This is a genomic window from Pseudomonas sp. BF-RE-25 (assembly GCF_019956105.1).
GTDB classification, from domain to species: Bacteria; Pseudomonadota; Gammaproteobacteria; order Pseudomonadales; family Pseudomonadaceae; genus Aquipseudomonas; species Aquipseudomonas migulae.
The window spans coordinates 208,281-235,093 of sequence record NZ_JAHBDB010000033.1; the positions used below are offsets into that span (position 1 = coordinate 208,281).

The 26,813-nt window shown below is 61.7% G+C and carries 26 protein-coding genes and 1 pseudogene; 17 read left to right on the forward strand and 10 right to left on the reverse strand.

Going from position 1 to position 26,813, the window contains the following annotated elements; all coding sequences use genetic code 11:
- Positions 1–54 precede the first annotated feature (54 nt).
- Positions 55–1,089, forward strand: a complete 1,035-nt coding sequence (locus KGB24_RS16835) for a type IV pilus twitching motility protein PilT (RefSeq protein ID WP_223414019.1) — start codon at positions 55–57, stop codon at positions 1,087–1,089.
- A 130-nt stretch (positions 1,090–1,219) separates the two neighbouring features.
- Here KGB24_RS16835 and KGB24_RS16840 read toward each other — a convergent pair whose 3' ends face one another.
- Positions 1,220–1,840 carry a C40 family peptidase gene (locus KGB24_RS16840; RefSeq protein ID WP_008026181.1) on the reverse strand — a complete coding sequence of 207 codons (621 nt, stop codon included), beginning with the start codon at positions 1,838–1,840 and terminating at the stop codon, positions 1,220–1,222.
- A 250-nt stretch (positions 1,841–2,090) separates the two neighbouring features.
- On the opposite strand from KGB24_RS16840, the gene KGB24_RS16845 reads away from it, so the two are divergent.
- On the forward strand, positions 2,091–2,522 hold the full coding sequence (locus KGB24_RS16845) for an NINE protein (protein ID WP_008026184.1): 432 nt from the start codon (positions 2,091–2,093) through the stop codon (positions 2,520–2,522).
- Positions 2,523–2,623: 101 nt separating this feature from the next.
- On the opposite strand, the gene KGB24_RS16850 is transcribed toward KGB24_RS16845, so the two are convergent.
- The 8 genes from KGB24_RS16850 to KGB24_RS16885 all read right to left on the reverse strand — a co-directional run bounded on the left by KGB24_RS16850 (position 2,624) and on the right by KGB24_RS16885 (position 9,005).
- A complete protein-coding gene (locus KGB24_RS16850) occupies positions 2,624–3,895 on the reverse strand; it encodes a dihydroorotase (protein WP_223414020.1) in 1,272 nt (423 codons plus the stop codon).
- A complete protein-coding gene (locus KGB24_RS16855) occupies positions 3,892–4,896 on the reverse strand; it encodes an aspartate carbamoyltransferase catalytic subunit (RefSeq protein ID WP_008026189.1) in 1,005 nt (334 codons plus the stop codon). The genes KGB24_RS16850 and KGB24_RS16855 overlap by 4 nt, the downstream gene beginning before the upstream one ends.
- A gap of 27 nt (positions 4,897–4,923) precedes the next feature.
- Positions 4,924–5,427: a bifunctional pyr operon transcriptional regulator/uracil phosphoribosyltransferase PyrR gene (gene pyrR, locus KGB24_RS16860; RefSeq protein ID WP_008026190.1), complete on the reverse strand. Its 504-nt coding sequence runs from the start codon at positions 5,425–5,427 to the stop codon at positions 4,924–4,926.
- 82 nt (positions 5,428–5,509) lie between these two features.
- The gene (gene ruvX / locus KGB24_RS16865) at positions 5,510–5,947 is read right to left on the reverse strand and encodes a Holliday junction resolvase RuvX (RefSeq protein ID WP_007945492.1); all 438 of its coding nucleotides are present in this window, start codon (positions 5,945–5,947) and stop codon (positions 5,510–5,512) included.
- Entirely contained in the window at positions 5,947–6,519 is a 573-nt protein-coding gene (locus KGB24_RS16870) for a YqgE/AlgH family protein (protein WP_032832312.1), read from the reverse strand. Before KGB24_RS16870 ends, ruvX begins: the two co-directional genes overlap by 1 nt.
- 182 nt (positions 6,520–6,701) lie before the next feature.
- Positions 6,702–7,601: an energy transducer TonB gene (locus tag KGB24_RS16875; protein ID WP_008026197.1), complete on the reverse strand. Its 900-nt coding sequence runs from the start codon at positions 7,599–7,601 to the stop codon at positions 6,702–6,704.
- 77 nt (positions 7,602–7,678) lie between these two features.
- The gene (gene gshB, locus KGB24_RS16880) at positions 7,679–8,632 is read right to left on the reverse strand and encodes a glutathione synthase (protein ID WP_008026199.1); all 954 of its coding nucleotides are present in this window, start codon (positions 8,630–8,632) and stop codon (positions 7,679–7,681) included.
- Between the two features lie 202 nt (positions 8,633–8,834).
- Positions 8,835–9,005: a hypothetical protein gene (locus KGB24_RS16885; protein ID WP_157214348.1), complete on the reverse strand. Its 171-nt coding sequence runs from the start codon at positions 9,003–9,005 to the stop codon at positions 8,835–8,837.
- Here KGB24_RS16885 and pilG point away from each other — a divergent pair.
- The 15 genes from pilG (at position 8,994) to madM (ending at position 26,519) form a co-directional block, all read left to right on the forward strand.
- Positions 8,994–9,398, forward strand: coding sequence for a twitching motility response regulator PilG (gene pilG / locus KGB24_RS16890; protein ID WP_008026200.1), 405 nt, complete (start codon positions 8,994–8,996; stop codon positions 9,396–9,398). The genes KGB24_RS16885 and pilG overlap by 12 nt on opposite strands.
- A gap of 57 nt (positions 9,399–9,455) precedes the next feature.
- On the forward strand, positions 9,456–9,821 hold the full coding sequence (gene pilH, locus KGB24_RS16895; RefSeq protein WP_008068134.1) for a twitching motility response regulator PilH: 366 nt from the start codon (positions 9,456–9,458) through the stop codon (positions 9,819–9,821).
- A gap of 10 nt (positions 9,822–9,831) precedes the next feature.
- Positions 9,832–10,365, forward strand: a complete 534-nt coding sequence (locus KGB24_RS16900) for a chemotaxis protein CheW (protein ID WP_008026202.1) — start codon at positions 9,832–9,834, stop codon at positions 10,363–10,365.
- Positions 10,366–10,510: 145 nt separating this feature from the next.
- On the forward strand, positions 10,511–12,568 hold the full coding sequence (locus KGB24_RS16905; RefSeq protein WP_223414023.1) for a methyl-accepting chemotaxis protein: 2,058 nt from the start codon (positions 10,511–10,513) through the stop codon (positions 12,566–12,568).
- Between the two features lie 37 nt (positions 12,569–12,605).
- Positions 12,606–18,611 carry an Hpt domain-containing protein gene (locus tag KGB24_RS16910; RefSeq protein ID WP_223414024.1) on the forward strand — a complete coding sequence of 2,002 codons (6,006 nt, stop codon included), beginning with the start codon at positions 12,606–12,608 and terminating at the stop codon, positions 18,609–18,611.
- Positions 18,604–19,059, forward strand: coding sequence for a chemotaxis protein CheW (locus tag KGB24_RS16915; RefSeq protein WP_223414025.1), 456 nt, complete (start codon positions 18,604–18,606; stop codon positions 19,057–19,059). Before KGB24_RS16910 ends, KGB24_RS16915 begins: the two co-directional genes overlap by 8 nt.
- A 201-nt stretch (positions 19,060–19,260) precedes the next feature.
- Positions 19,261–20,931: a malonate decarboxylase subunit alpha gene (mdcA, locus tag KGB24_RS16920; protein WP_008026213.1), complete on the forward strand. Its 1,671-nt coding sequence runs from the start codon at positions 19,261–19,263 to the stop codon at positions 20,929–20,931.
- Complete coding sequence (locus KGB24_RS16925; RefSeq protein ID WP_223414026.1) at positions 20,931–21,806, forward strand: triphosphoribosyl-dephospho-CoA synthase; 876 nt, start codon at positions 20,931–20,933, stop codon at positions 21,804–21,806. The genes mdcA and KGB24_RS16925 overlap by 1 nt, the downstream gene beginning before the upstream one ends.
- Entirely contained in the window at positions 21,806–22,105 is a 300-nt protein-coding gene (locus KGB24_RS16930) for a malonate decarboxylase subunit delta (RefSeq protein ID WP_008026217.1), read from the forward strand. The genes KGB24_RS16925 and KGB24_RS16930 overlap by 1 nt, the downstream gene beginning before the upstream one ends.
- A complete protein-coding gene (locus KGB24_RS16935) occupies positions 22,098–22,949 on the forward strand; it encodes a biotin-independent malonate decarboxylase subunit beta (RefSeq protein ID WP_223414027.1) in 852 nt (283 codons plus the stop codon). Before KGB24_RS16930 ends, KGB24_RS16935 begins: the two co-directional genes overlap by 8 nt.
- Positions 22,946–23,749, forward strand: coding sequence for a biotin-independent malonate decarboxylase subunit gamma (gene mdcE / locus KGB24_RS16940; RefSeq protein ID WP_223414028.1), 804 nt, complete (start codon positions 22,946–22,948; stop codon positions 23,747–23,749). Before KGB24_RS16935 ends, mdcE begins: the two co-directional genes overlap by 4 nt.
- A complete protein-coding gene (locus KGB24_RS16945) occupies positions 23,743–24,363 on the forward strand; it encodes a malonate decarboxylase holo-ACP synthase (protein ID WP_223414029.1) in 621 nt (206 codons plus the stop codon). The genes mdcE and KGB24_RS16945 overlap by 7 nt, the downstream gene beginning before the upstream one ends.
- Positions 24,360–25,271, forward strand: coding sequence for a malonate decarboxylase subunit epsilon (gene mdcH / locus KGB24_RS16950; RefSeq protein WP_223414030.1), 912 nt, complete (start codon positions 24,360–24,362; stop codon positions 25,269–25,271). The genes KGB24_RS16945 and mdcH overlap by 4 nt, the downstream gene beginning before the upstream one ends.
- Positions 25,272–25,336: 65 nt before the next feature.
- The gene (madL, locus tag KGB24_RS16955) at positions 25,337–25,753 is read left to right on the forward strand and encodes a malonate transporter subunit MadL (RefSeq protein ID WP_008026228.1); all 417 of its coding nucleotides are present in this window, start codon (positions 25,337–25,339) and stop codon (positions 25,751–25,753) included.
- Between the two features lies 1 nt (position 25,754).
- Positions 25,755–26,519 (forward strand): malonate transporter subunit MadM, encoded by a 765-nt coding sequence (gene madM, locus KGB24_RS16960; protein WP_008026230.1) that lies wholly within the window; start codon positions 25,755–25,757, stop codon positions 26,517–26,519.
- A gap of 134 nt (positions 26,520–26,653) precedes the next feature.
- On the opposite strand, the pseudogene KGB24_RS16965 reads toward madM, so the two are convergent.
- Positions 26,654–26,813, reverse strand: a pseudogene (locus KGB24_RS16965) (LysR family transcriptional regulator); the annotation flags it as partial.

Consider the following 26,813-nt stretch of genomic DNA (forward strand, 5'->3'; position numbering starts at 1 on the left):
AGAGGCGCCAGCGGGTCTGAGGTTGGCGGCATTCTACTGGAATTGAGGAGTGCTATGGATATCACTGAGCTGCTGGCGTTCAGCGCCAAACAAGGAGCGTCCGACTTGCACCTGTCGGCAGGCCTGCCACCGATGATTCGCGTCGACGGCGATGTGCGGCGCATCAATCTGCCAGCCCTGGATCACAAGGAAGTTCAGGAGCTGGTCTACGACATCATGAACGACACCCAGCGTGTGGATTTCGAGAAACACCTGGAAACCGACTTTTCCTTTGAGGTGCCCGGCGTTGCGCGTTTCCGGGTCAATGCGTTCAACCAGAACCGTGGCGCCGGCGCGGTGTTCCGGACCATTCCGTCGAAGGTCCTGAGCATGGAGGACCTCGGGATGGGGGAAGTGTTTCGCAAGATTACCGACTCCCCCCGTGGCCTGGTATTAGTCACCGGCCCGACCGGTTCCGGCAAGTCCACCACCCTGGCGGCGATGATCGACTACCTGAACAACCATCGTCATCACCACATCCTGACCATTGAAGACCCGATCGAATTCGTCCACGAATCGCGTAAATGCCTGATCAATCAGCGTGAAGTCCATCGCGATACCCGCAGCTTCGCCACGGCCCTGCGTTCGGCGTTGCGGGAAGACCCGGATGTGATTCTGGTGGGCGAGATGCGTGATCTGGAGACTATTCGCCTGGCGCTGACGGCTGCCGAGACTGGCCATCTGGTGTTCGGCACGTTGCACACCACGTCGGCGGCGAAAACCATCGACCGGATCGTGGATGTGTTTCCGGGAGACGAGAAGTCGATGGTGCGTTCGATGTTGTCCGAGTCGCTGCTGGCGGTGGTGTCGCAGACGCTGGTGAAGAAAATCGGCGGCGGGCGGATCGCGGCGCACGAAATCATGCTGGGAACGTCGGCGATTCGTAACCTGATCCGCGAGGACAAGGTGGCGCAGATGTACTCGTCGATTCAGACCGGCGGGAATCTGGGAATGCAGACGCTGGATATGTGCTTGAAGGAGCTGGTGACCAAGGGCTTGATCAGTCGCGAGCATGCGCGGGATAAGGCGCGGTCACCGGATAACTTTTGACCAATCCGGAAACGCCATCGCGAGCAGGCTCGCTCCCACAGGTGATTGCATTCCAATGTGGGAGCGAGCCTGCTCGCGATGGGGGCATCAGGTTCAAAGCAAAATCCCGGGTTGGGCCCGGGATTTGGAATCAGCGCTGAACAACCTGCAAGCTGTTCTTCTCTTTAGGCAGAACCCGCTTGGCAACCACGTAGTGGCTTTCCCAATACGGTTTCTTCAAGGTGTCGATGGTCACCGACTTGCCACGACGTGGTGCGTGGATGAAGCGGTCGTTGCCCAGGTAGATGGCAACGTGATTGACCCGGCGGCTCTTGATGTTGAAGAAAATCAGGTCACCCGGCTTCAGGTCGCCGCGTTCGACTTTCTCGCCATGACCGCTGGCCATGGCGTTCGAGGTGCGCGGCAGGTCAAATGTGGCGTCGTTGAACGCGTATTTCACCAGGCCGCTGCAATCGAACCCTTTACTTGGGCTGCTGCCGCCCCAACGGTAAGGTGTACCGAGGACGTTGACGGCACGGCTCAGCACATTGCTGCTTTCCTTGGTCGCCATCGGCGGGACAAGCTTGCTGTTGGCTTTGCTCAGCGAAGTCGGTTGCTTGGCAGTTTGTTTGTTTTTGCTCGAAGGAGCAGAAACATGGGATTTTGGGGTGTAACCATTAACGTTAGGAAGACGTTGCTCACGATTGGTGGCGTGGGCGGCCAGTGGCATCAAAAGGCAAATGGTTAGCCATGTCTTGAAAAATGGACGCATTAGGCAAGGCTCGTGTTGGTTAGCGCGAAACTTTATAACAGCTTTTTTTGTCATTCCGAGGCCGTTGGTCGATTCAACCTGGCGGTCAACGGAGCCCAATACGCGGCAAATAGACGCAATTGTCGGACAGAAGTCAGGTGCTATAAGGGTTTGACGGGAGACACGGTAGCATTTGCCATACGTCGGCCACCTGTAAAAAAGTCACAAAGAATTCAAGAATATTTATCTATCGTGTGATTCGAGGCCATTCATGAACACCTATCGACACCCCGTTCCACATCAAGATACCCACAGCAAAGTGATCGGTTACCTGCTGTGGATTTTCGGTTTTACCGGCGCTCACCGCTTTTATTACGGCAAACCGGTGACCGGGACGATCTGGTTTTTCACCTTGGGTTTGCTGGGGATCGGCTGGCTGATCGACGTGTTCCTGATCCCGGCCATGGACCGTGAAGCTGACCTGCGTTTCACCGCCGGGCCTATCGAATACAACGTTGCGTGGATTCTGCTGACATTTCTGGGAGTGTTCGGCGTGCACCGGATGTATCAGGGGAAGTGGATCAGCGGATTGCTGTACCTGGTGACGGGCGGGTTGTTCTTTCTGGGGGTTTTGTATGACTTCTGGACGTTGAATGACCAGGTTTCCGTGCGTAACGCGCAGAATCGCGGCACCTTTCAGTAAGCCTTCGCGAGCAAGCCCGCTCCCACAGTTGACCGAGTTTCCCCAGAGGAATGCGGTCGAATGTGGGAGCGGGCTTGCTCGCGAATGCAGGCGACGCGGTCTTACGCCTGGTGGCTAATCCGCCCATCCACCAGCGTGTAACGCACCACGCCCGGCAAGCTATGCCCAATGAACGGGCAGTTCTCACCCTTGGACAGCCAGGTTTCACCGGCCACGGTCGAAGCCGCCGGATCGAACAGCACGATATCCGCCGCACCACCCACCGCCAGTTTCCCCGCCGGTAAGCGCAAGGCTTGCGCAGGCCCGGCACTCAGGCGTGCCAGCAACGTCGGCAGATCGAGCAACCCGTCTTCCACCAGCGTCATCGCCAGCGGCAGCAACAGTTCAACGCTGCTGATCCCCGGCTCAGTTGCACCAAACGGCGCCAGTTTGGCGTCCCGTTCATGGGGCTGGTGATGACTGGAAATCGCCGAAACCACGCCGGATTTCACCGCCTCACGCAAACCATCGCGGTCGGCGCGGGTGCGCAGCGGCGGCTGGACGTGATAGAGGCTGTTGAAGTCGATCAGCGCTTCATCGGTCAGGATCAGCTGGTACAGGGCGACATCCGCCGTCACCGGCAATCCACGCGCCTGGGCCTGAGCAATCAGGGTCACGCCGCGAGCGCTGGTCAACTGGCTGAAGTGCGCGCGCACGCCACTTTGCTCGACCAGCAACAGATCACGGGCCAGCGCCACGGTTTCTGCGGTTTCCGGAATACCCGGCAAGCCGAGAAAACTGGCGGTCGGACCTTCATGCGCCAAGCCGCCTTCGGCCAGATCATGGTCCTGCGAGTTGAAAATCACCGTCAGGTCAAAAGTCGCCGCGTATTCCAGCGCCCGGCACAGGGTGCGGGTGTTGCGGAAGCTTTCCAGACCGTTGCCGAAGGCCACGCAACCAGCATCGCGCAACGCCACGAGCTCGGCCAGTTGCTCGCCGTCCAGGCCTTTGCTCAGGGCGCCAATCGGGAACACCTTGGTGTTGCCGGCCTCGCGGGCGCGGTCGAGGATCAGTTCGGCCACGGCCGAGGTGTCCAGCACCGGTTTGGTCTTTGGCGGGCAGCACAGGCTGGTCACGCCACCGGCAGCGGCGGCGCGGGTTTCGCTGACGATCGAGCCTTTGCGGCTGTAGCCCGGCTCGCGCAGGGCAACGTTCAGGTCAACCAGCCCCGGTGCAGCCACCAGGCCTTGGGCGTCGATGGTATCGACGGCAACAAAACCGGCGGGTGCGGCGCCAAGGGCGACGATCTTGCAGGCTTCGATGTGGATATCAGTCACTTGATCCAGCCCGCTGACTGGATCGATCACGCGGGCGCCGAGAATGCTGAGCTTCACTGAACGTTCTCCTGCTCGAATTGGCGCTGGGCAGTCTGCCCGCTCATGGCCATGGACAGCACGGCCATACGAATCGCGATGCCGTAGGTTACCTGGTTGAGAATCACCGAATGCGGACCGTCGGCCACCGCCGACTCAATCTCAACGCCCCGGTTGATTGGCCCCGGGTGCATGACGATGCAATCCGGTTTGGCCCCGGCCAGGCGCGCGGTGGTCAGGCCGAACAGGCGATAGAACTCGCCCTCGCTCGGCAGCAGGCCGCCGGTCATGCGTTCGCGTTGCAGGCGCAACATGATCACCACATCGACGTCTTTCAGGCCTTCGGTCATGTCGGTGTAGACCTTCACGCCGTATTGCTCGATGCCGATCGGCAGCAGGGTTTTCGGCGCGATCACGCGGATGTCCGGGCAGCCGAGGGTTTTCAGCGCCAGCATGTTCGAGCGCGCCACCCGCGAGTGCAGGATGTCGCCGACGATGGCCACGGAAAGGTTTTCGAAGCTGCCTTTGTGCCGGCGGATCGTCAGCATGTCGAGCATGCCTTGGGTCGGGTGCGCGTGACGGCCGTCGCCGCCGTTGATGATCGCCACTTGCGGGCACACGTGTTCGGCGATGAAGTGCGCGGCGCCGGAATCACCGTGGCGCACGACGAACATGTCGGCGGCCATGGCTTCCAGGTTGCGCAGGGTGTCGAGCAGGGTTTCGCCCTTGCTCGCCGACGATGTCGAGACGTTGAGGGTGATCACGTCCGCCGACAAGCGCTGGGCCGCCAGTTCGAAGGTGGTGCGGGTGCGGGTGGAGTTCTCGAAGAACACGTTGCACACGGTCTTGCCGCGCAGCAACGGGACTTTCTTCACCGCCCGGGCGCCGACTTCGAGGAACGAGTCGGCGGTGTCGAGGATTTCCGTCAGCAGCTCGCGGCGCAAACCGTCGAGCGAGAGGAAGTGGCGCAGCTGGCCCTGATCATTGAGCTGCAGCGGGCGCTTGGTTTCTAGAGGCGTCATCGCGAGGGGGACTCTCAATAGGGCGAATTAAAGGGCGAGGTCTTGCAGTTCGAGCTTGAGTTCCGGACCGGACAGCTTCACGCGCTCGTGGGCGGCCAGCGATAACGTCGCGCCGACCACGTTCGGGCGGATCGGCAGTTCGCCGGCGTCCAGGTCCAGCAGGCACACCAGCGTCACGCTGGCCGGGCGGCCGTAGTCGAAGAGTTCGTTCATCGCGGCGCGGATGGTGCGGCCGCTCATGAGTACGTCGTCGATCAGCACCAGGTCCTGGCCTTCGATCTCGAACGGCAGCGCCGAAGGGCGCACCTGCGGGTGCAGGCCGTTCTGGCTGAAATCGTCACGGTAGAAAGACACGTCCAGGGTGCCGAGCGGCGCGTCGCTGCCCAGTTCTTCGAGCAACGCCTGGGCAACCCAGACGCCGCCGGTACGAATACCGATGTAGCGCGGTTCGCTGATGCCACGGTGTTCCAGATGTGCCTTGAGACGGATCGCCATCTGGCTGATCAGTTCGGCGGGATTGGGCAGGCTCATGGTTGCTCCTTCTTGGGCCCGGGCCGGGTGCTGCTGGCGGTGGCTCGGGTTGTCGCTATAGAGAGTCGCTTGTTACGGCTCTTCAGGATTCGAACAGTGCGCTGTTTTCATCGAGCCAGCCTTGCAGCAGCAGGGCGGCGGCGATGGCGTCGACCGGGTTGTCGCGGTAACTGCCCTTTTGCCCGCCACGATCACGTCGTTCGCCCTTGGCTTCAAACGTGGTCAGGCGTTCATCGTGGGTATAGAAGGGCAGGTTGTAGCGGCCATTGAGGCGGCGGGCGAACTTCTCGGCGCGCAGGCACATGTCGCTGGGCGTGCCGTCCATATTCAACGGCAGGCCGACCACCACGGCATCGGGCTTCCACTCTTTGATCAGCGCTTCGACCTGATTCCAGTCGGGCACCCCATTTTGTGCCTTCAAGGTGCACAGCTCGCGGGCCTGGCCGGTAATCACCTGGCCGACCGCCACGCCGATCTGTTTGGTGCCGTAGTCGAAACCCAGAATCAGCCGCAGGGCCATCAGGCGTGTCCTGCCTGGCTGGTGAGCAGGCTGAGGTTGACGCCCAGGTGCTTGGCCGCTGCTTCGAGGCGCAGTTCGCTGCTGGTGTTGAACAGGATGTCGGCATCGAACGGGCAGGTCAGCCAGGCGTTCTGCGCCAGTTCGGCCTCAAGTTGCCCGGCTTCCCAGCCTGCGTAACCGAGGGCGATCAGGCTTTTTGCCGGACCGACGCCATCGGCGATCGCGAACAATACGTCCTGGGAGGTGGACAACGAGAGGTCGCCTTCCAGATCAACGGTCGCCTGAAACTGCTTGCCCGACGGGTGCAGGACAAAACCGCGATCGGTCTGCACCGGGCCGCCGATGAAGATCGGCACATGCTGGCAGAGCAGCGGTGGCTCGATATTGGGGCGCAATTGCTCGAGGATATCGGCCAGATTCAGGTCTTGCGGACGGTTGACCACCAGCCCCATGGCACCATTGGCCGTGTGCTCGACGATGTAGGTCAAGGTGTGGGCAAAGTTCGGGTCGGCCATGTGAGGCATGGCGATCAGGAAGTGATGCTTGAGGTAGCTTGGGCTGACGTTCTTCATGAGCGCTAGTGTGGCGTTGGAGGGGCGAACTGACAAGCTGGGGAATCAATGTTTGCTTGAGATTGATCGCTGTTCGCCGGAGCAAATGGATGTAACACGGTCCTGTAGGAGCCGGCTTGCCGGCGATAGCGATCTCAAGGACGCCATCGCCGGCAAGCCGGCTCCTACAGGTCATATGTGCATCAATTGCTGGAGAGGCGGTCCCCGCGTGCAAATTTCCAGGTGCGGATGATTTCCAGTCGGTCGATGTCCGACAAATCCCCGGTAAACGGCGAAAACGGTGCAGCCAGCCGCACAATTCGCTGCGCTGCCTGATCCAGCAGCGGTTGCCCGGACGACTCCAGTACCAATACTTCAAAAAGCGAGCCGTCGCGGTTGATCGAGACCATCAGCCGCAAATTGCCGTAAATCTGTTTGCGCCGCGCTTCATCCGGATAATTGAGGTTGCCGATGCGCTCGACCTTTTTGCGCCACTCATCCTTATACCAGGCGCCTTTGTCGCGCATGGTCGAGGCCGCGCTCAGGCGGTGGATGCGCGGGCGCTTGGCGTACAGCTGTTGTTCGTTGGCCAGTTCCGCTTCGAGGCTGGCGATGTCGCTGGACAGCTGTTCACTGTCGAACGTCGGCGCGGCGATGGCGGGTTTGGTGGCAGGTTTGGGTTCTTCGGTCTTGGCCGCGGCTTTCTTCGGCTTCGGTGCGACGGTGGTCACGGCAGCCTTGGGCGCTGCTTCCTGGACTTCAGGCTTGGCGGCCGGCGGTGGCGTGACTTTTTGCACCTTGTTGTCCTGGAACGGCGCGACCTCGGTGGTCTTGGGAATCGCCTTTTTATCCAGGGTGCCGCTGCCTTCCTGATTTTCCTGCGCGAGGAAGTCGGCCTTCGCCGGTTTCTTTTCGCTCTTGAAGGTGGCGAGGGTGATTTCCAGGGTTTTACTGATTTGCTTGGGTTCGACCATCGTAAAGCCGACGCCCAACAGCAAGGCCAGGTGAATCAACGCCGCGAGAAACAGGGTAAATCCGAGGCGATCAGCCGGGCGCACGCCACGATGGGCGAGTTCAGCGGGCAGATCGGACGGAAGTGTCATGACAAGAAAACCAACATCGCGTTTTTCAGAGGCCGCGCATGATAGCGCAATGTTGGTTTCATCTTGGGTGTTCTATATCAACGGGCCTTGAGCTTCTGATCGATGGCATCCATCAACAGGCCGCCGATGTCGGTGCCGAACGCGTTATCAATCTCGCGAATGCAGGTCGGGCTGGTGACGTTGATTTCCGTCAGGTGCTCGCCGATCACGTCGAGACCTACGAACAGCAGGCCTTTCTCGCGCAGGGTCGGGCCGACCTGGGCGGCGATCCAGCGATCCTTGTCGCTCAACGGACGGGCTTCGCCACGACCACCGGCGGCGAGGTTGCCGCGGGTTTCGCCGGCCGCCGGAATCCGCGCCAGGCAATAATCCACCGGCTCGCCGTCGATCATCAGGATGCGTTTGTCGCCGTCCTTGATCGCTGGCAGGTACGCCTGGCCCATGATCTGCTGGGTGCCCAGCGCGGTCAGGGTTTCCAGGATCACCGACAGGTTCGGGTCCCCTGCGCGGTGACGGAAAATCGAGGTGCCGCCCATGCCGTCCAGCGGCTTGAGGATCACATCGCCATGTTTGGCCGCGAACTCACGCAGCACGTCGGCGCGGCGGCTGACCACGGTCGGCGGCGTGCACTGCGGGAACAATGTGGCGAACAGTTTTTCATTGCAGTCACGCAGGCTCTGCGGCTTGTTGACCACCAGCACGCCCGCGCGCTCGGCTTGCTCGAGCAGGTAAGTGGAGTAGACGAACTCCATGTCGAACGGCGGATCCTTGCGCATCAGGATCACGTCCAGATCGCTCAGCAGCGCGTCGGTCTCGTCTTCCAGCTCGAACCATTTTTCCGGGTTGGCAAAAACTTTCAGCGGCCGCATCCGCGCCCGGGCTTCACCTTCGCCTTGATACAAGTCGCGCTGTTCCATATAGAACAGTTCCCAGCCGCGCTTCTGTGCGGCCAGCAGCATGGCCAGCGAGCTATCCTTTTTATAGGAGATGCTGGCAATGGGATCCATGACAATCCCGACGCGAACGCTCATGGGGTTTTCCTCTGAAGTGGGTGAGGCCTATGTAAGTCCCCTGTAGGAGCGAGCCTGCTCGCGATGGACTTCAGGACACCGCGCTTATCCTGCTGGCACGCGTCATCGTTGACGACCATCGCGAGCAGGCTCGCTCCCACAAAAGATCAATCCAAAGGACCGTATAAAAGTGGCGTCAGAGTGGCGCTGAGTGTGTTCCCGGTCAAGGAAAAACCACTTCAAAGGACGCCCGATAGATTGCATTTGGAGACTGTGCTAAAAAGGCTGCCATGTCGTGCTGGCCCTTGAGTATCAAGGGTTTCAAGCCGCCGGTAACCGGAAAACGGACAATTTGATTCGCAAAGGCGACGGTAGAGCATTTATGGGCCAGCATTCCAGCGCCTTGAAGGTCATGGTGATCGACGATTCGAAGACGATTCGTCGCACCGCCGAAACGCTGTTGAAGAATGTGGGTTGTGAAGTCATTACGGCCATCGATGGTTTCGATGCGCTGGCGAAGATTGCCGATCATCATCCCGGCATCATCTTTGTCGACATCATGATGCCGCGTCTGGATGGCTATCAGACCTGCGCTTTAATCAAGAACAACAGTGCGTTCAAGTCCACGCCAGTGATCATGCTGTCGTCCAAGGACGGGTTGTTCGACAAGGCCAAGGGGCGCATCGTCGGCTCCGACCAGTTTTTGACCAAGCCTTTCAGCAAGGAAGAACTGCTTAACGCGATCCAGGCCCATGTACCGGGCTTCGCCGCCGTTTTGCCGCAGTAGGACACGCACAGTGACGCTCGGCCAGCGGGCCCGGCGTCGACAAGAATGGGGAAAACCATGGCACGTATTCTGATCGTCGATGATTCGCCGACCGAAATGTACAAACTGACCGGCATGCTGGAAAAGCACGGTCATGAAGTGTTGAAAGCCGAAAACGGCGCCGACGGCGTGGCCCTGGCCCGTCAGGAAAAACCCGACGCCGTGCTGATGGACATCGTCATGCCCGGCCTCAACGGTTTCCAGGCGACCCGTCAGTTGACCAAAGACCCGGAAACCGGGCACATCCCGGTGATCATCATCACCACCAAGGATCAGGAAACCGACAAGGTCTGGGGCACGCGCCAGGGCGCCAAGGATTACCTGACCAAACCGGTCGACGAAGAGACCCTGATCAAAACCCTGAACAACGTGCTGGCCGGTTGATCACCCGACCATGACCGAGTCGTTGACCGCCTTCGAACTGCTGCTGCAGATCGACCAGCGCTGTCGTCTGCTGGCGGCGGATCTGCCGTCGCAGCCAACCCGACAGGACAGTTGGAGCGGTATCGGTTTTCGTTTGGGCGAGGCGTGGTACGTCGCGCCGATGGGTGAAGTCAGCGAAGTCCTGCATGAACCGCGCTTCACCCAGTTGCCGGGGGTCAAGCCTTGGGTCAAGGGCGTGGCCAACCTGCGTGGGCGTTTGCTGCCGATGATGGATTTGAGTGCCTTCTTCGGGCACGAATTGTCGGCAGTGCGCAAGCAGCGGCGAGTGCTGGTGGTCGAGCATAACGAGGTGTTTGCCGGGTTGATGGTCGATGAGGTGTTCGGCCTTCAGCACTTTGCCCAGGACAGCCTGGAGCCGGTGGATAACTTGAGTGGCCCGATTGCACCGTTCATCAAGGGCCGGTTTCAGCGCGAGCAGAATTGGCAGGTGTTCAGCCCGTTTGCGCTGGTGCGGTCGCAAAGCTTCATGCATGTAGCGCTGTAAACGCGGCAACGCCGATCCTGTAGGAGCGAGGCTTGCCCGCGAAGAACGATAACGCGGTATTCCTGCAAGACCGCTTCGCCTGCTTCGCGGGCAAGCCTCGCTCCTACAGGGGCTTGGGTGAATTGGGTAGTACAGGCGAGGACCGATGATAAAAGCTAAAACAGGCAAGCCAGAAGGATCGCGCAGCCGCTCGCAGATCATCGCGCTGTTCATCGCGTTGATTGTCTTCATCATGCTGCTGTTCGCCAACTTCGCTTACCTCAACACCCAGGCCTCGTACGATAAACAGTACATCGGCCACGCCGGTGAGTTGCGCGTGCTGTCCCAGCGCATCGCCAAAAACGCCACGGAAGCCGCCGCCGGCAAGGCCGCGGCGTTCAAGTTGCTCAGCGATGCGCGCAACGATTTTGCCCAGCGCTGGGGCTATCTGAAGAAAGGCGACCCTTCCACCGGGCTGCCGCCGGCACCGTCCGCCGTGCGCCCGGAAATGCGCGCCGTGCAGCTGGATTGGGAGCGCGTGCTGAAAAACACCGACGCGATCCTCTCCAGCGAACAGACGGTTTTGTCGCTGCATCAAGTCGCCGCCACCCTCGCTGAAACCGTGCCGCAGTTGCAGGTCGAGTACGAAAAAGTCGTCGAAATACTCCTGCAACGCGGCGCGCCCGCCGCTCAGGTGGCGATGGCCCAGCGTCAGTCGTTGTTGGCCGAACGTATCCTCGGTGCGGTAAACACTGTGCTGTCCGGCGACGAAAATTCGCAACAGGCCGCCGACGCGTTCGGCCGCGATGCAGCGCGTTTCGGCCTGGTGCTCACGGGCATGCTCCAGGGCAATCCGGCACTGAAAGTCAGTCAGGTCGAAGACCACGATGCCCGTGCCCGCTTGATCGAGATTTCCGAGCTGTTCGAATTTGTCTCGGGTTCGGTGGATGAAATCCTCGAAACCTCGCCGGAACTGTTCAAGGTCCGCGAATCGGCAACCAACATATTCAGCCTGTCGCAAACCCTGCTCGACGAAGCCTCGCACCTGGCCTCCGGGTTCGAAAACCTCGCCAGCGGGCGCAATACAGACACCATTGGCGGCTACGTGCTGGGTCTGGCGGCGCTGATGTCGATCATCCTTATCGGGATGGTGATGGTGCGCGAAACCAATCGTCAGTTGCGCGAAACCGCCGAGAAGAACGAGCGCAACCAGAACGCGATCATGCGCCTGCTCGACGAGATCGAAGACCTGGCCGACGGCGACCTGACCGTGACCGCTTCGGTGACCGAAGACTTCACCGGGACCATCGCCGATTCGATCAACTATTCCGTGGACCAGCTGCGCGATCTGGTGGCAACAATCAACCTCACCGCCGGCCAGGTCGCCGCCGCCGTGCAGGAAACCCAGGCCACTGCCATGCACCTGGCGCAGGCCTCGGAGCATCAGGCGCAACAAATCAGTGAAGCTTCCACCGCGATCAACGAGATGGCGCAGTCCATCGATCAGGTGTCGGCCAACGCCGCCGAATCCTCGGCGGTGGCCGAGCGCTCGGTGGAAATCGCCAACAAGGGCAACGAGGTGGTGCACAACACCATCCACGGCATGGACAACATTCGCGAGCAGATCCAGGACACCGCCAAGCGCATCAAGCGCCTGGGCGAGTCTTCGCAAGAGATCGGCGACATTGTCAGCCTGATCGATGACATTGCCGACCAGACCAACATCCTTGCACTCAACGCCGCGATCCAGGCCTCCATGGCCGGTGATGCCGGGCGCGGTTTTGCGGTGGTGGCTGACGAGGTGCAACGGTTGGCCGAGCGTTCGTCCGCCGCGACGCGGCAGATCGAAACCCTGGTGCGGGCGATCCAGGCCGACACCAATGAAGCGGTGATTTCCATGGAGCAGACCACCACCGAAGTGGTGCGTGGCGCGCGTCTGGCGCAGGATGCCGGTGTGGCTCTGGAAGAAATCGAAGGCGTGTCGAAAACCCTCGCGGCGTTGATCCAGAGTATTTCCAACGCGGCACAACAGCAGACGTCTTCGGCCGGGCAGATTTCCCTGACGATGAACGTGATCCAGCAGATCACCACGCAGACCTCGTCCGGTTCCACCGCTACGGCCGAGAGCATCGGCAACCTGGCGAAAATGGCCAGCCAGCTGCGACGTTCGGTGTCCGGTTTCACCTTGCCGGCCGCCAAGGCGCAGACTGTGGATAAAGTGTGAGGCGCCCGAGGGCGTTCGAACGATGAACGGAGTGGTTATGGGTGATCGGCACGACTATGTGGCCCTCGAGTGGGTCAAAGGCGAGATTGCCGAAACACTGAAAGTGGCTCACCAGGCGATTGAAACGTTGCTTGATGACCCTCAGGCGACGCACGCCCTCAGTGAATGCCTGGCGTGCATCCATCAGGTTCACGGCAGTTTGCAGATGGTCGAGTTCTACGGCGCGGCCCTGCTCGCCGAAGAAATGGAACAACTGACCGCCGCCTTGCAGCAGAACCGCGTCATTCATCGTGACGAAGCGATCCACTTGTTGCTGCAAGCGATCGGTCAGCTGCCGATCTATCTCGACCGCGTACAAGGCGCGCGCCGCGACCTGCCGCTGGTGGTGTTGCCGTTGATCAACGACCTGCGCAGTGCCCGTGGCGAAAGCCTGTTATCGGAAACCAGCCTGTTCACCCCGCAATTACCGGACTTGCCGCCACTGGATGACGAGGCGCTGGCGTTGCTGGAGCCGGCGGACCTGCCGAACGTGCTGCGCAAATTGCGCCAGATGTTGCAGATGGCCCTGGTCGGGTTGCTGCGCGAACAGGATGACGACACCCATCTCGGTTACCTGAGCACCGTATTTTTACGCCTAGAAGGGCTGTGCGGGAATGCGCCGCTGAGCCCGTTGTGGCACGTTGCCTCGGCGCTGGTCGAAGGCATGCGCGGCGGCTCGATCGCCAACAGCCCGGCCCTGCGCAGCCTGTTCAAGGACGCCGACAAAGAACTCAAGCGCCTGCTTGAGCAGGGCATGTCCGCGATCAATCAGCCGGCGCCGCCGGAGTTGCTCAAGAGTTTGCTGTTTTACATCGCCAAAGCCGAACACCCCACCGGGCAGATGCTGACCATGAAAGATCGCTATGGACTGGACGATGCGCTGCCTGACAGCGCGATGGTCGACGAAGAACGGGCGCGGCTGGCCGGCCCGGACCGTGATGCCATGCGCTCGGTGCTGGCCGCGCTGTGCGAAGAACTGGTGCGGGTCAAGGAACGCCTCGACCTGTTCGTGCGCAGCGACCGCCAGCATGCCTCAGACCTCGATAGCTTGCTGGCACCCTTGCGGCAAATCGCCGACACCCTGGCGGTGCTCGGTTTCGGCCAGCCGCGCAAGGTCATCATCGATCAGCTTGCGGTGGTGTTGAGCCTCGCTCAGGGGCAACGCGAACCCAACGACGCGATCCTGATGGATGTCGCCGGCGCCTTGCTCTACGTCGAGGCGACACTCGCCGGGATGGTCGGCACGGTCGAGCCGGAGAGCCAGGAAGACAGCCGCCTGCCGACCACCGACCTGACGCAGATCCACCAGATCGTGATCAAGGAAGCACGCATCTGCCTGCAACAGGCCAAGGACATGATCGTCGACTACATCGACGCCGACTGGGACCGCCAGCATTTGCAACCGTTGCCGGCCTTGCTCACCCAGGTGCGCGGCGCGCTGGCGATGATCCCGCTGAGCCGTGCGGCGAGCCTGATCGACGCCTGCAACCACTTTATCCGCGAACATCTGCTGCTGGACCCGGACCAGCCTGGCTGGCAGGCGCTGGATAGCTTGGCCGACGTCATCACCAGCATCGAGTATTACCTTGAACGCCTGAGCGACGACGCTGAAGCGTCCGGTGAACAATTGCTCGACGTTGCGGAAAAGAGCCTGGCAGCGCTCGGCTTTTTCCCCAGCGAACACAATGTCCCTGTGCTGGATGAAGTGCTAAGCCCGAGTGAGGCGCAGGTGATGCAGGACCAGCAGGAACTGGACGATCCCGACGTCGTCCAGACCCTGGCCGATGTCCTCGCCAACCCGGTGTCGGCGGTCAATCCGCCCGCCCTGAATACGCCGGGCAGCCTGTTGCCACCGCCTCCGGGTGAAGAGCCGGTGGACGATGAACTGCGCGAAGTCTTCCTCGAAGAAACCGACGAGGTCCTGGAAATCCTCCGGGAATACTTGCCGCGCTGGGCGGCCAACCCCGAGAGCGAATCGACCCTGGGCGAACTGCGCCGAGCTTTTCACACCCTCAAAGGCAGTGGCCGGATGGTGCGCGCGTTGGTGCTGGGTGAGCTGGCGTGGGCCGTGGAAAACCTGCTCAATCGCGTGCTGGAGCGCAGCGTTGAACCAGGGCCGGCGGTGCAGCAATTGCTCGGCGATGTGCTGAACCTGCTGCCGGAACTGGTGGCTGAATTTGCCGGCAATGCTCAGCGTCAGCGCAACGACGTCGACCAATTGGCCGCCCGCGCCCACGCACTCGCCAAGGGTGACAAGCCGTTGGCCGATGAGGACGTGCAGGATGTCGCCGCCCTCGATCCGTTATTGCTGGAGATCTTCCGCAACGAAGCCGAAACCCATCTGGCCAGCCTCAACCGCTTCCTCGATCAGGCCGCCGAACATGTGCCGTTGCAGGCCAGCGACGAACTGCAACGTGCCTTGCACACGCTCAAAGGCAGCGCGTCGATGGCCGGCGTGTTGCCGATTGCCGAGCTGGCGACGCCGCTGGACAAACTGGCCCGTGAATACAAGGCGCACCTGATCGCGCTGGACCTCGACGAAGTCGAACTGCTGCTGGAGGCCGAAGGCGTGTTCCGCGTCGGGCTGCGACAGCTCAAGGTCGATCCGTTGGCCGAGATTCCCGGGGCCCGTTCGTTGATCGAAAGAACCCAGGCGCTGCTGGCTGAACGCCTGGAAGCCCTGTTGAGCACGCCGAGCATGGCGCTCAGAACCAAGCGCGATCCGCAGTTGATCAACAATTTCCTGGCCCAGGGCATGGACATCCTGCTGGACGCCGAAAGCCTGTTGCAGCGTTGGCAGCAGCACCCCGGTGAACGTCAGGAGCTCAGCGCGCTGTTGGATGAATTGACCACCCTCGGCGAAGGCGCGCACCTGGCCGATCTGCATCCGGTGGATGAGCTCTGTGAAGCTTTGCTTGATCTCTACGGCGCCGTGGAAGAAAGCAGCCTGGCGGTCAGCGAGGCGTTTTTCCATGAGGCGCAAAGTGCCCACGAAGCGCTGATCAACATGCTCGACGAACTCGCGGCCGGTCAGGAAGTCAGCCCGCAACCGGAGCGCATCCGGGCCTTGCGCGGCTTGCTCGATGAGAGCCTCGACCCATCGGCCATGGGCCTGATTCGCAGCGACGGCAGCCGCACCCTGAGCATTCGAGAACTAAGCAGCGCCACCGCCGAACTGGCACAAACCCCTGTAGGAGCCGGCTTGCCGGCGATGGACGTTAACGATGACGCGTTTTCCTTGGAAAACCGCGGCGCCTTCGAGCCCATCGCCGGCAAGCCGGCTCCTACAGTTGACCGCGTAGCGGATCTGGACGACGAGATCGTTTCGATCTTCCTCGAAGAGGCGGTGGACATCCTCGAAAGCGCCGGTCAGGCCTTGCAGCGCTGGTTGAAAGACCCGGACAACGCCGCGCCGTTGTTGTCGTTGCAGCGAGATCTGCACACGCTCAAGGGCGGTGCGCGGATGGCCGAAGTCGAGCCGGTCGCAGGCCTCGCCCATGAGCTGGAAAGCCTTTACGAAGGGCTTGTCGATCGCCGTTACAGCCACAACGAAACCCTGGCGCAGCTGTTGCAGCAGAGCCATGACCGACTGGCGCAACTGCTTGAGCAATTACAGCACCACAAGCCACTGGGTGATCCGGGTGAGCTGATCGAAGCCATTCGCCAGTTCCGCCGAGGCAACGCCAGTGCGCCAGAAGTCGTCGAGCCTGTGCGGGCCGAGGACTCGCCGGGGCATGATCCGGAGTTGCTGGAGATCTTCCTCGAGGAAGGTTTCGACATCATCGAAAACTCCGGCGCTGCGCTGGTTCGTTGGCAGGCCGAACCTGCCAATCGTCAGGAAATGGAAACCCTGCTGCGCGATCTGCACACCCTCAAGGGCGGTGCGCGGATGGTGGAAATCGGCCCGATCGGCGACCTCGCCCATGAGCTGGAATTTCTCTACGAAGGCTTGTCCGCCGGCGTGTTGAAACCGACCGCTGCGTTGTTCGGGCTGTTGCAAAGCAGCCATGACCGACTGGCGCAGATGCTCGACGCGACCCGCGCCGGTCAACCATTGCCACCAGCGGATCGGCTGATCGACGCGATCAGGAATTTCAGCCATCCGGAAGTGCCGGAAACACCCGTTGCCACACCGGTTGCACCCAAGGTCGAGCCGCTTGCGCCACAAGCCGATACCGGTGCCGACATGGTCAAGGTCTCGGCAGAGCTGCTCGACGACCTGGTTAACCTGGCCGGGGAAACTTCGATCTTCCGTGGCCGCATCGAACAGCAGGTCAACGATGCACGCGTGGCGCTGAACGAAATGGAAACCACCATTGAGCGCATGCGCGATCAATTGCGCCGGCTCGATACCGAAACCCAGGGCAGGATTCTCAGCCGCCAGCAAGTCGACGCCGAACGCTCGGGCTACGAAGAATTCGACCCGCTGGAAATGGACCGTCACTCGCAGTTGCAGCAGCTGTCGCGGGCGCTGTTCGAATCCGCCTCTGACTTGCTCGACCTCAAGGAAACCCTCGACCGACGCAATCAGGACGCGGAGAACCTGCTGCAACAGCAAGGCCGCATCAACACCGAATTGCAGGAAGGCCTGATGCGCTCGCGCATGGTGCCGTTCGAGCGGATGTTGCCGCGCTTGAAGCGCATCGTCCGCCAAGTATCCAGCGAGCTGGGCAAGGAGGTGGAGTTCGTGGTCGGCAACGCCGAAGGCGAGATGGACCGCAACGTCCTCGAACGCATGGCCGCGCCGCTGGAACACATGCTGCGCAACGCGGTGGACCATGGTCTCGAATCCGCAGACGTGCGCATCGCGGCCGGAAAACCGGCGCAAGGGCGGATCACCCTCGATCTGTCCCGCGAGGGCGGCGACATCATTTTCGACATCCGCGACGACGGCGCCGGCGTGCCGCTGGACGCGGTGCGGCGCAAGGCAGTCAAGCGCGGGTTGCTCGCCGCCGACAGCGACATCAGCGACCGCGACGTGCTGCAGTTCATCCTGCAACCGGGGTTCTCCACGGCCGAAAAAATCACCCAGATTTCCGGGCGCGGCGTGGGCATGGACGTGGTTCATGAAGAAGTCCGGCAACTCGGCGGCACGATGAGCATCGACTCTGTGGCGGGGCAGGGCGTGCATTTCCGCATTCGCCTGCCGTTCACCGTGTCGGTCAACCGGGCGCTGATGGTGCAGTGCGGTGAGGATCAATATGCGATCCCGCTGAACACCATCGACGGCATTGTGCGCGTGCTGCCCAACGAACTCGAAGGGCATTACCGGCTCGATCCGCCGACTTACAAATACGCCGGGCAGCACTATGAACTGTGTTACCTCGGTGAACTGCTGAAAACCAGTACACGCCCGAAACTGCTGGGCCAGAGCCTGCCGTTGCCGGTGTTGCTGGTGCAATGCAACGAGCGCCACATCGCCGTGCAAGTCGATGCCATGGCCGGCACCCGCGAGATTGTGGTGAAAAGCCTCGGCCCGCAATTTGCGGCCGTGCAGGGTTTGTCCGGGGCGACGATTCTGGGCGATGGCCGCGTGGTGCTGATTCTCGATCTGCTGGCGCCGATCCGCGCGATGCAGGCGCAGGTGCCGCAACGACGGCTGCTTCAAGACCCTGAACCCGAGCCGCACAAGCCCTTGCTGGTGATGGTGGTCGACGACTCGGTCACCGTGCGCAAGGTCACCAGTCGTTTACTCGAACGCCACGGCATGAACGTACTGACGGCCAAGGACGGCGTCGATGCCATGCTGCTGCTCGAAGACCACATGCCGGACCTGATGCTGCTGGACATCGAAATGCCGCGCATGGACGGTTTCGAAGTCGCCACCCAGGTGCGCGCCGACGAGCGACTGCAACACCTGCCGATCATCATGATCACCTCGCGCACCGGCCAGAAACACCGCGACCGCGCCATGGCCATCGGCGTCAACGACTACCTCGGCAAGCCGTACCAGGAATCGGTGCTGCTCGAAAGCATCGCCCTGTGGAGCAAAACCCATGCTTGAGCATCGCACCAGCAACCTCACCGGGCTGCTGCTACCCCTGGCTGACCGCAACCTGATTTTGCCCAACGTCGCGGTTGCGGAGTTGATTGACTATCAGCCGGGGGCGTTCGATCTCGATACGCCGCCGTGGTACCTGGGGCGGGTGAGCTGGCGGGAGCGGCAGATTCCGTTGCTCAGTTTTGAATCGACGTGTGGCGATAAAATCGTCATTGGCGAGCGGGCGCGGATTGTGATTCTCAATGCGCTGGGCGGGCGGCCTGAGCTGAAGTTCATTGCCTTGCTGGTGCAGGGGATTCCTCGCTCTTACAAGCTCGACAGCCAGCTCAGCTATGTGGATGTGCCGTTGTGTGCGCTGGAACAGGCGGCGGTGCAGGTGGGCGATCAAGTGGCCAAAGTGCCTGACTTGCTGGCGCTGGAGGAGTTGCTTGTGAGTGCCGGGCTGGTCTGACTGGCCCCTTCGCGGGCAAGCCTCGCTCCTACAATGGATCGGGGCGCACACAAAACCCCTGTAGGAGCGAGGCTTGCCCGCGAAGGCGTCCGTCCTGCCGACCATTACCCTAACCGTAACGATCCGTCTCTCTGCTTGATTGATACCCCCCACCCAACCCTCCTAAGGTGACTCCCACGACAGCGAACCCGTGGAGTGGTCATGACAACAACAATATCCCCCGACTCGCGATGGACGCGGCGGCGCAGCGAAAAGCAGCGGCGTCTGGCGTTGGTCAAGGGCCTGGCTGACGGTGTGGTGCTGCCCACCGACAACATCGTGGCCGCGCTGGAGGCACTTATCCTGCCCGGCGACCGCGTGGTGCTGGAGGGCAACAACCAGAAACAGGCGGATTTCCTTTCGCGCTCCCTGGCCAAGGCCGATCCTGCCAGGCTCCACGACCTGCACATGATCATGCCCAGCGTCGGGCGCTCCGAGCATCTGGACCTGTTCGAACGCGGCATCGCCCGCAAGCTCGATTTCTCTTTCGCCGGCACCCAAAGCCTGCGCATCAGCCAATTGCTGGAAGACGGCCTGCTGGAAATCGGTGCGATCCACACCTACATCGAGCTCTACGCACGATTGGTGGTCGACCTGATTCCCAACGTCGTGCTCTCGGCCGGTTTCATGGCCGACCGCGCCGGCAACATCTACACCGGCCCCAGCACCGAAGACACGCCCGCATTGATCGAACCAGCGGCCTTCAGCGACGGCATCGTCATCGTTCAGGTGAACCAGCTTGTCGATGACGTTACTGACCTGCCGCGTGTCGACATCCCCGCGTCCTGGGTCGACTTTGTGGTGGTGGCCGACAAGCCGTTCTACATCGAGCCGCTGTTTACCCGCGACCCACGGCACATCAAGCCTGTGCACGTGCTGATGGCGATGATGGCGATCCGCGGGATCTACGAAAAACATAACGTGCAGTCGCTGAACCACGGCATCGGTTTCAACACTGCCGCCATCGAACTGATCCTGCCGACCTACGGCGAATCCCTCGGCCTCAAAGGCAAGATCTGCCGCAACTGGACGCTCAATCCGCACCCGACCTTGATCCCGGCGATCGAAAGCGGTTGGGTCGAAAGCGTGCATTGCTTCGGCACCGAACTGGGCATGGAAAACTACATCGCTGCGCGGCCGGACGTGTTCTTCACCGGGCGCGACGGGTCGCTGCGTTCCAACCGGATGTTCAGCCAACTGGCCGGGCAATACGCGGTGGACCTGTTCATCGGCGCGACCCTGCAGGTCGATGGCGACGGCCATTCTTCCACCGTGACTCGCGGGCGCCTGGCCGGTTTCGGCGGGGCACCGAACATGGGGCACGACCCGCGCGGTCGCCGTCACGGCACGCCGGCCTGGCTCGACATGCGCCACGGCGATGCACCGGAACCCTTGCTCGAACGCGGTAAAAAACTCGTGGTGCAAATGGTCGAGACGTTCCAGGAGGGCGGCAAACCGACCTTCGTCGAAACCCTCGACGCGATTGAAGTGGCGAAGAAAAGCGGCATGCCGCTGGCGCCGATCATGATTTACGGCGACGACGTCACCCACCTGCTGACCGAAGAAGGCATCGCCTATTTGTACAAGGCGCGTTCGCTGGAAGAACGTCAGGCGATGATCGCCGCCGTCGCTGGGGTGACTGCCATCGGCCTGCGCCACAACCCGAAAGACACCGCCCGGATGCGTCGCGAAGGCTTGATCGCCTTGCCTGAAGACCTCGGCATCCGGCGCACCGACGCCACTCGCGAATTGCTCGCCGCCAAAAGCGTGGCCGATCTGGTCGAGTGGTCCGGTGGTCTCTACAACCCGCCCGCCAAGTTCAGGAGCTGGTAATGCACGCATTCAACCTGCAACCCAAACCTCTGTCGCTGGCCGAACGGCTGGCGGACCTGGCAGTGGACGCGCTGATCGACGAAGCGGACCTGTCACCGAAACCGGCGCTGGTGGATCGTCGCGGCAACGGCGCGCACACCGATTTGCACCTCGGGCTGATGCACGCTTCGGCGTTGTCGCTGTGGCCGGCCTTCAAGGAAATGGCGGAATCGGCCATCGCGTTTGGCGACGTCGGTGTACCGCTGCGCGAAGCGATTGGGCGGATTGGCCGGGAAGGCGAGCAAACCATGCTCGCCACCACGAACGGTGTGAATACACATCGGGGCGCGATCTGGGCGTTGGGCCTGCTGGTCACTGCCGCCGCGCTGGACTGCTCGAATACCCACGCAAGCACGGTGGCGTTGCGCGCCGCCCGACTGGCGATACTCGACGACCGTTTCGCCCCGCGTCCTCTGAGCCACGGCGCGCAAGTCGCCCAACGTTATGGCGCGCGTGGTGCCCGTGAAGAAGCCCAACTCGGTTTCCCTTCGGTGCTGCAACGCGCACTGCCGCAACTCAAGCGCAGCCGCGCCGCCGGTCATGGCGAACAGAATGCCCGGCTCGATGCGCTGCTGGCGATCATGACTCAACTGAGTGACACCTGCGTGCTCTATCGCGCCGGCGAACAAGGCCTGCACACCATGCAACTCGGCGCCCAGGCAGTGCTCGACGCGGGTGGCGGCGCCAGCCTTGCCGGTCGCCGGCGCTTGCATGAACTGGACGAACAATTAATCGCGTTGAATGCCTCGCCCGGCGGCGCTGCGGACTTGCTCGCAGCCTGCCTGTTCATCGACCGCATTGCGTCGGCTGACGGCATCAACCAGGGAGCGTTTTGATGGAAACCTTATCCTTTGAATTCCCCGCCGGGCAGCCGCCACGCGGTCGCACGCTGGTGGGTTGTGTCGGTTCGGGCGATCTGGAAGTGCTGATCGAACCGGGTCAGGCCGGCAAGCTGACCATCAAGGTGCAGACCTCGGTCAATGGCGCCGAACAACGCTGGCAGCATCTGTTCGCACGGATGTTCGACGGCCAGACACCACCGGCAATGGCCATCGATATCCACGATTTCGGCGCGACCCCCGGCGTGGTGCGCTTGCGTCTGGAACAAGGCTTTGAGGAGATCGGCCATGACTGACAGTGCAGCGATCCTCCACAAGCACAGCTTCATCGAACTCGGCGCCCGACACCGGGCAAAAGCCTTGCTCGACGCCGGCACCTTCCGTGAATTGCTCGACCCGTTTCAACGCGTCATGTCGCCGTGGCTGTCACGCCAGGGCGTGGTGCCGCAAGCCGATGACGGCGTGGTGATTGCCAAGGGCAGCCTCGGCGGTTTGCCGGTGGTGATCGCTGCCATCGAAGGCGCTTTCCAGGGCGGCAGCCTCGGTGAAGTCGGCGGAGCGAAGATTGCCGGTGCGCTGGAGCTCGCCGCCGAAGACAACCGCAACGGCATTCCAACCCGCGCCGTGTTGCTGCTGGAAACCGGCGGCGTACGGTTGCAGGAAGCCAACCTCGGGTTGGCGGCGATTGCCGACATTCATGCGGCGATTGTCGATCTGCGCCAGTACCAACCGGTGATCGGCGTGGTGGCGGGCAGCGTCGGCTGCTTTGGCGGGATGTCGATTGCCGCCGGGTTGTGCAGCTATTTGCTGGTGACTCAGGAAGCACGGCTTGGCTTGAACGGCCCACAGGTGATCGAACAGGAAGCCGGGCTTGAGGAATATGACTCCCGCGACCGTCCGTTCATCTGGAGCCTGACCGGTGGCGAGCAACGCTTTGCCAGCGGTCTGGTGGATCGCTTTGTCGCTGACGATGTGGCGCAGGTCCGGCAGCAGGTCAGTGAATTGCTGCAACAAGGCTTGCCGGAACAACAACGCAGTCGTCAGGCCGATCTGTTCCTGCAACGGCTGGCCCGCCTGGACGCCGAACCGCAAATCGATGCCGCGACGGTTCGCGATCTGTATCAAGGAGAGCGCTCATGAATTCGTATTCCCTGAGAGGTTTGAACTGGTTCAACGCCTTGAGTGCAGGCGCGAAACCGGTGGTGGGTTTGCCCGCGTCGCTGAAAGTCGCTGATGGTGTGGTGGGCGAACAACCGGTCCGGTTTGTCGCGGTGGTGGCAGATCCCGACAACCGTTTCGTCCGCGCTCGCAACGGTGAAGTGGGTTTGCTGGAAGGTTGGGGATTGGCCAAGGCGGTGGATGAAATCATCGTGGCTGACGCTGATAAATCGCATAAGCGCGCCGTGATCGCGATCATCGATGTGCCGAGTCAGGCTTACGGTCGGCGCGAAGAAGCGCTGGGCATTCATCAGGCACTGGCCGCTGCGGCGGACAGTTATGCCCGCGCCCGGTTGGCTGGCCACGCCGTGATTGGTTTGCTGGTGGGCAAGGCGATGTCGGGAGCGTTTCTGGCGCATGGGTATCAGGCCAATCGATTGATCGCGCTGCGTGATCCGGGCGTGATGGTGCATGCGATGGGCAAGGCGTCAGCGGCGCGGGTGACCTTGCGCAGTGTCGAAGAATTGGAAGCACTGGCCGCCAGTGTGCCGCCGATGGCGTATGACATCGACAGCTACGCCAGCCTCGGTTTGCTGTGGGAAACCTTGTCGGTGGACCAGATTGAGCAACCGACATCAGCAGATTTGGCGCGAGTGACGGAATGCCTGAATCTGGCGATTGGCGATGTTGCCGCAAGCGGTCGCGATTTGAGCAGCCGTTTGGGCGCGAGCAACCGCGCCGCTTCGAGCACGGTTCGCCAACTGCTGAGAGCACAGTGGTGAGCACGTTTCTCGCTCACGACCTGCTGTGGGGGATGACCCCGGAGCAGTTGCCTGCGCAGGCGCCTGCGTGGGTGATCGAGTCGATCAGCGCGGGTCAGCCGGTGGTAGTTCGGCGTGCGGTGAGTACGCCGGGTTTTATCGCGGTCGGTGTGCGTGGACGGTTGCGTGAGCAGCGGTATGCGACGGTGATGGCGGTCGATGCGGTTCAGCGTCGGGTCACACCGGAAGCGCTGTGTCATGTCTCGATCGATCGGGATTTGCCCGCCGTGCAGGCCCTCAACCAATTGCGGCCGTTGCTCGATGGTTGCGGCTGGGTGTGGGGCGTCAGCGGCAGTGCCGGATTTGAATTGGCCAGTGGCGTTGTTGCTTTGCATGAGGGCAGCGATCTGGATTTGATCCTGCGTACGCCGCAGGTTCTGGAACGGTTAAAGGCGCAGGAACTGCTGAAGATTCTGGACAGCGCCAAGTGCCAGGTGGACATGCAATTGCAGACGCCACTTGGCGCCGTCGCCCTGCGTGAATGGGCCGGTCCTGCGCGTCGGGTGTTGCTGAAAAACGCCAGCGGAGCCTGCCTTGTGATCGATCCGTGGAACCCGCTGGAGCAAGCAGCGTGAGCAGTTTGTTGGTGTTCCCCGGCCAGGGCGCGCAGCAGCCGGGCATGCTCCATCGTTTGCCTCGCGAGACGGTGATCGAGGCGAGCGAAGTGCTTGGCGAAGACGCATTTCAGCTGGATTGCGCTGAAGCATTGAAATCGACACGGGCGGTTCAGCTGTGCCTGTTGATTGCCGGTGTCGCGGCTTCGCGTCAGTTATCGATGACGCCGGATTACGTGGCGGGCTTGTCCATTGGTGCATATCCGGCCGCCGTGGTTTCGGGTGCCTTGAGCTTCAGCGATGCGCTGCATCTGGTCAGCCTGCGCGGTGAATTGATGCAGCAGGCTTATCCACAGGGCTACGGCATGACCGCGATCATCGGTCTCGATTTATCCACGGTGGAAGGCTTGCTGGCGCAGGTTCACAGCGTCGATACGCCGGTTTACCTGGCCAACATCAACGCCGATAACCAGGTGGTGATTGCCGGCAGCGACGGCGCGATGAAGGCCGTCGCCGAGTTGGCGAAAGGGCGCGGCGCAGGCCTGGCCAAGCGCCTTGCCGTCAGCGTGCCGTCGCACTGCCCGCTGCTGGATGCGCCGGCGAAAATCCTGGCCGGAGCCTTCGCCAATGTGAAATTGAAAGCGCCGACGGTGGGCTACCTGAGCGGCAGTCGCGCGCGGCCAATCATCAACATCGAAGCCCTGCGCGAAGACCTGGCTTACAACATGTGCCGCATCGTCGATTGGCGCGGCACGGTACAAAGCGCCTACGAGCGCGGCGTACGGCTACAGATCGAACTGCCGCCCGGTGCGGTGCTGACCGGGCTGGCGCGCCGGGTGTTCGAGCAGGGCACCGTGATTGCCTTCGACGGGGCTCGGCTGGACACCTTGCAGGCGCTGTTACGTGAGGAGGGAAGCCGCCAACTCTAGACCTCCGACTCAGGCCTTCGAACAACAAAAACAACATTCGACGATGCACTTTGAGGACTACAACAATGATTATTTACGGTGTGGCTCTGTTGGCGATCTGTACGCTGGCAGGGGTGATTCTGGGCGATGCGCTGGGCGTATTGCTGGGCGTCAAATCCAATGTGGGCGGGGTCGGGATCGCGATGATCCTGCTGATCTGCGCGCGGTTGTGGATGCAAAAGCGCGGCGGCATGACCAAGGATTGCGAGATGGGCGTCGGCTTCTGGGGCGCCATGTACATTCCGGTGGTGGTGGCGATGGCGGCGCAACAGAACGTCGTGACCGCGTTGCACGGCGGCCCGGTGGCGGTGCTCGCGGCCATCGGTTCGGTGGTGCTCTGCGGTTGCACCATTGCTCTGATCAGCCGGACCCACAAAGGCGAACCGTTGCCTGATGAACCTGCGGAACTCACGCCCGTTGGCACGCCAGTAGGAGGCCGCTGATATGTTGGAAGTCATCGAGAAAGGCTTGGCAACTAACGGTCTGGTCACGGCGTTCGCGTTCGTTGGCGTGATCATGTGGGTGTCGGTGGTGTTGTCGAAACGCCTGACGTTCGGGCGGATTCATGGCTCGGCGATTGCCATTGTCATCGGCCTGGTCCTGGCGTGGGTCGGCGGCACCATGACCGGCGGGCAAAAAGGCCTGGCGGACCTGACACTGTTCTCGGGTATCGGTTTGATGGGCGGGGCGATGCTGCGCGACTTTGCCATCGTCGCCACGGCGTTTGAAGTGCAGGCCACCGAAGCAAAAAAGGCCGGGATGATCGGCGTGATTGCGCTGTTGCTGGGCACGGTGTTGCCGTTCATTGTCGGGGCGAGCATTGCCTGGGTGTTCGGTTATCGCGATGCAATAAGCATGACCACCATTGGTGCGGGCGCGGTGACTTACATCGTCGGGCCGGTGACTGGCGCGGCGATTGGCGCGAGTTCCGATGTGGTCGCATTGTCGATTGCCACCGGGTTGATCAAGGCGATTCTGGTGATGGTCGGCACGCCGATGGCGGCGCGCTGGATGGGGTTGGATAACCCGCGCTCGGCGATGGTGTTTGGCGGGTTGGCCGGTACGGTCAGCGGTGTGACCGCCGGGTTGGCGGCGACGGATCGGCGGTTGGTGCCTTATGGGGCGTTGACGGCGACGTTCCACACCGGGCTTGGGTGCTTGCTTGGGCCATCGCTGCTGTATTTCATTGTTCGCGGGATTGTTGGTTAGTCCGGGAGTTGTAGCGAATGTTATGACGCCATCGCCAGCAAGCCGGCTCCTACAGGGTTATGTGTTGCCCCCACATTTTCGGCGCACGCCAATCCTGTAGGAGCCGGCTTGCTGGCGATGGCCGCGCCTCGGTTTCAAACCTGGCGATTGGCATACATCCGACACTCCGCCAGCAACGCCAGCAAATTCGGATCGCGCTCCTTGGCCTTCAAAAACACCACACCAATGTGCTGCTGCAACCGATACTTTTCCTGCAACGGAATCAGCTTCACCCGGTTCTCATACACCGCTGCA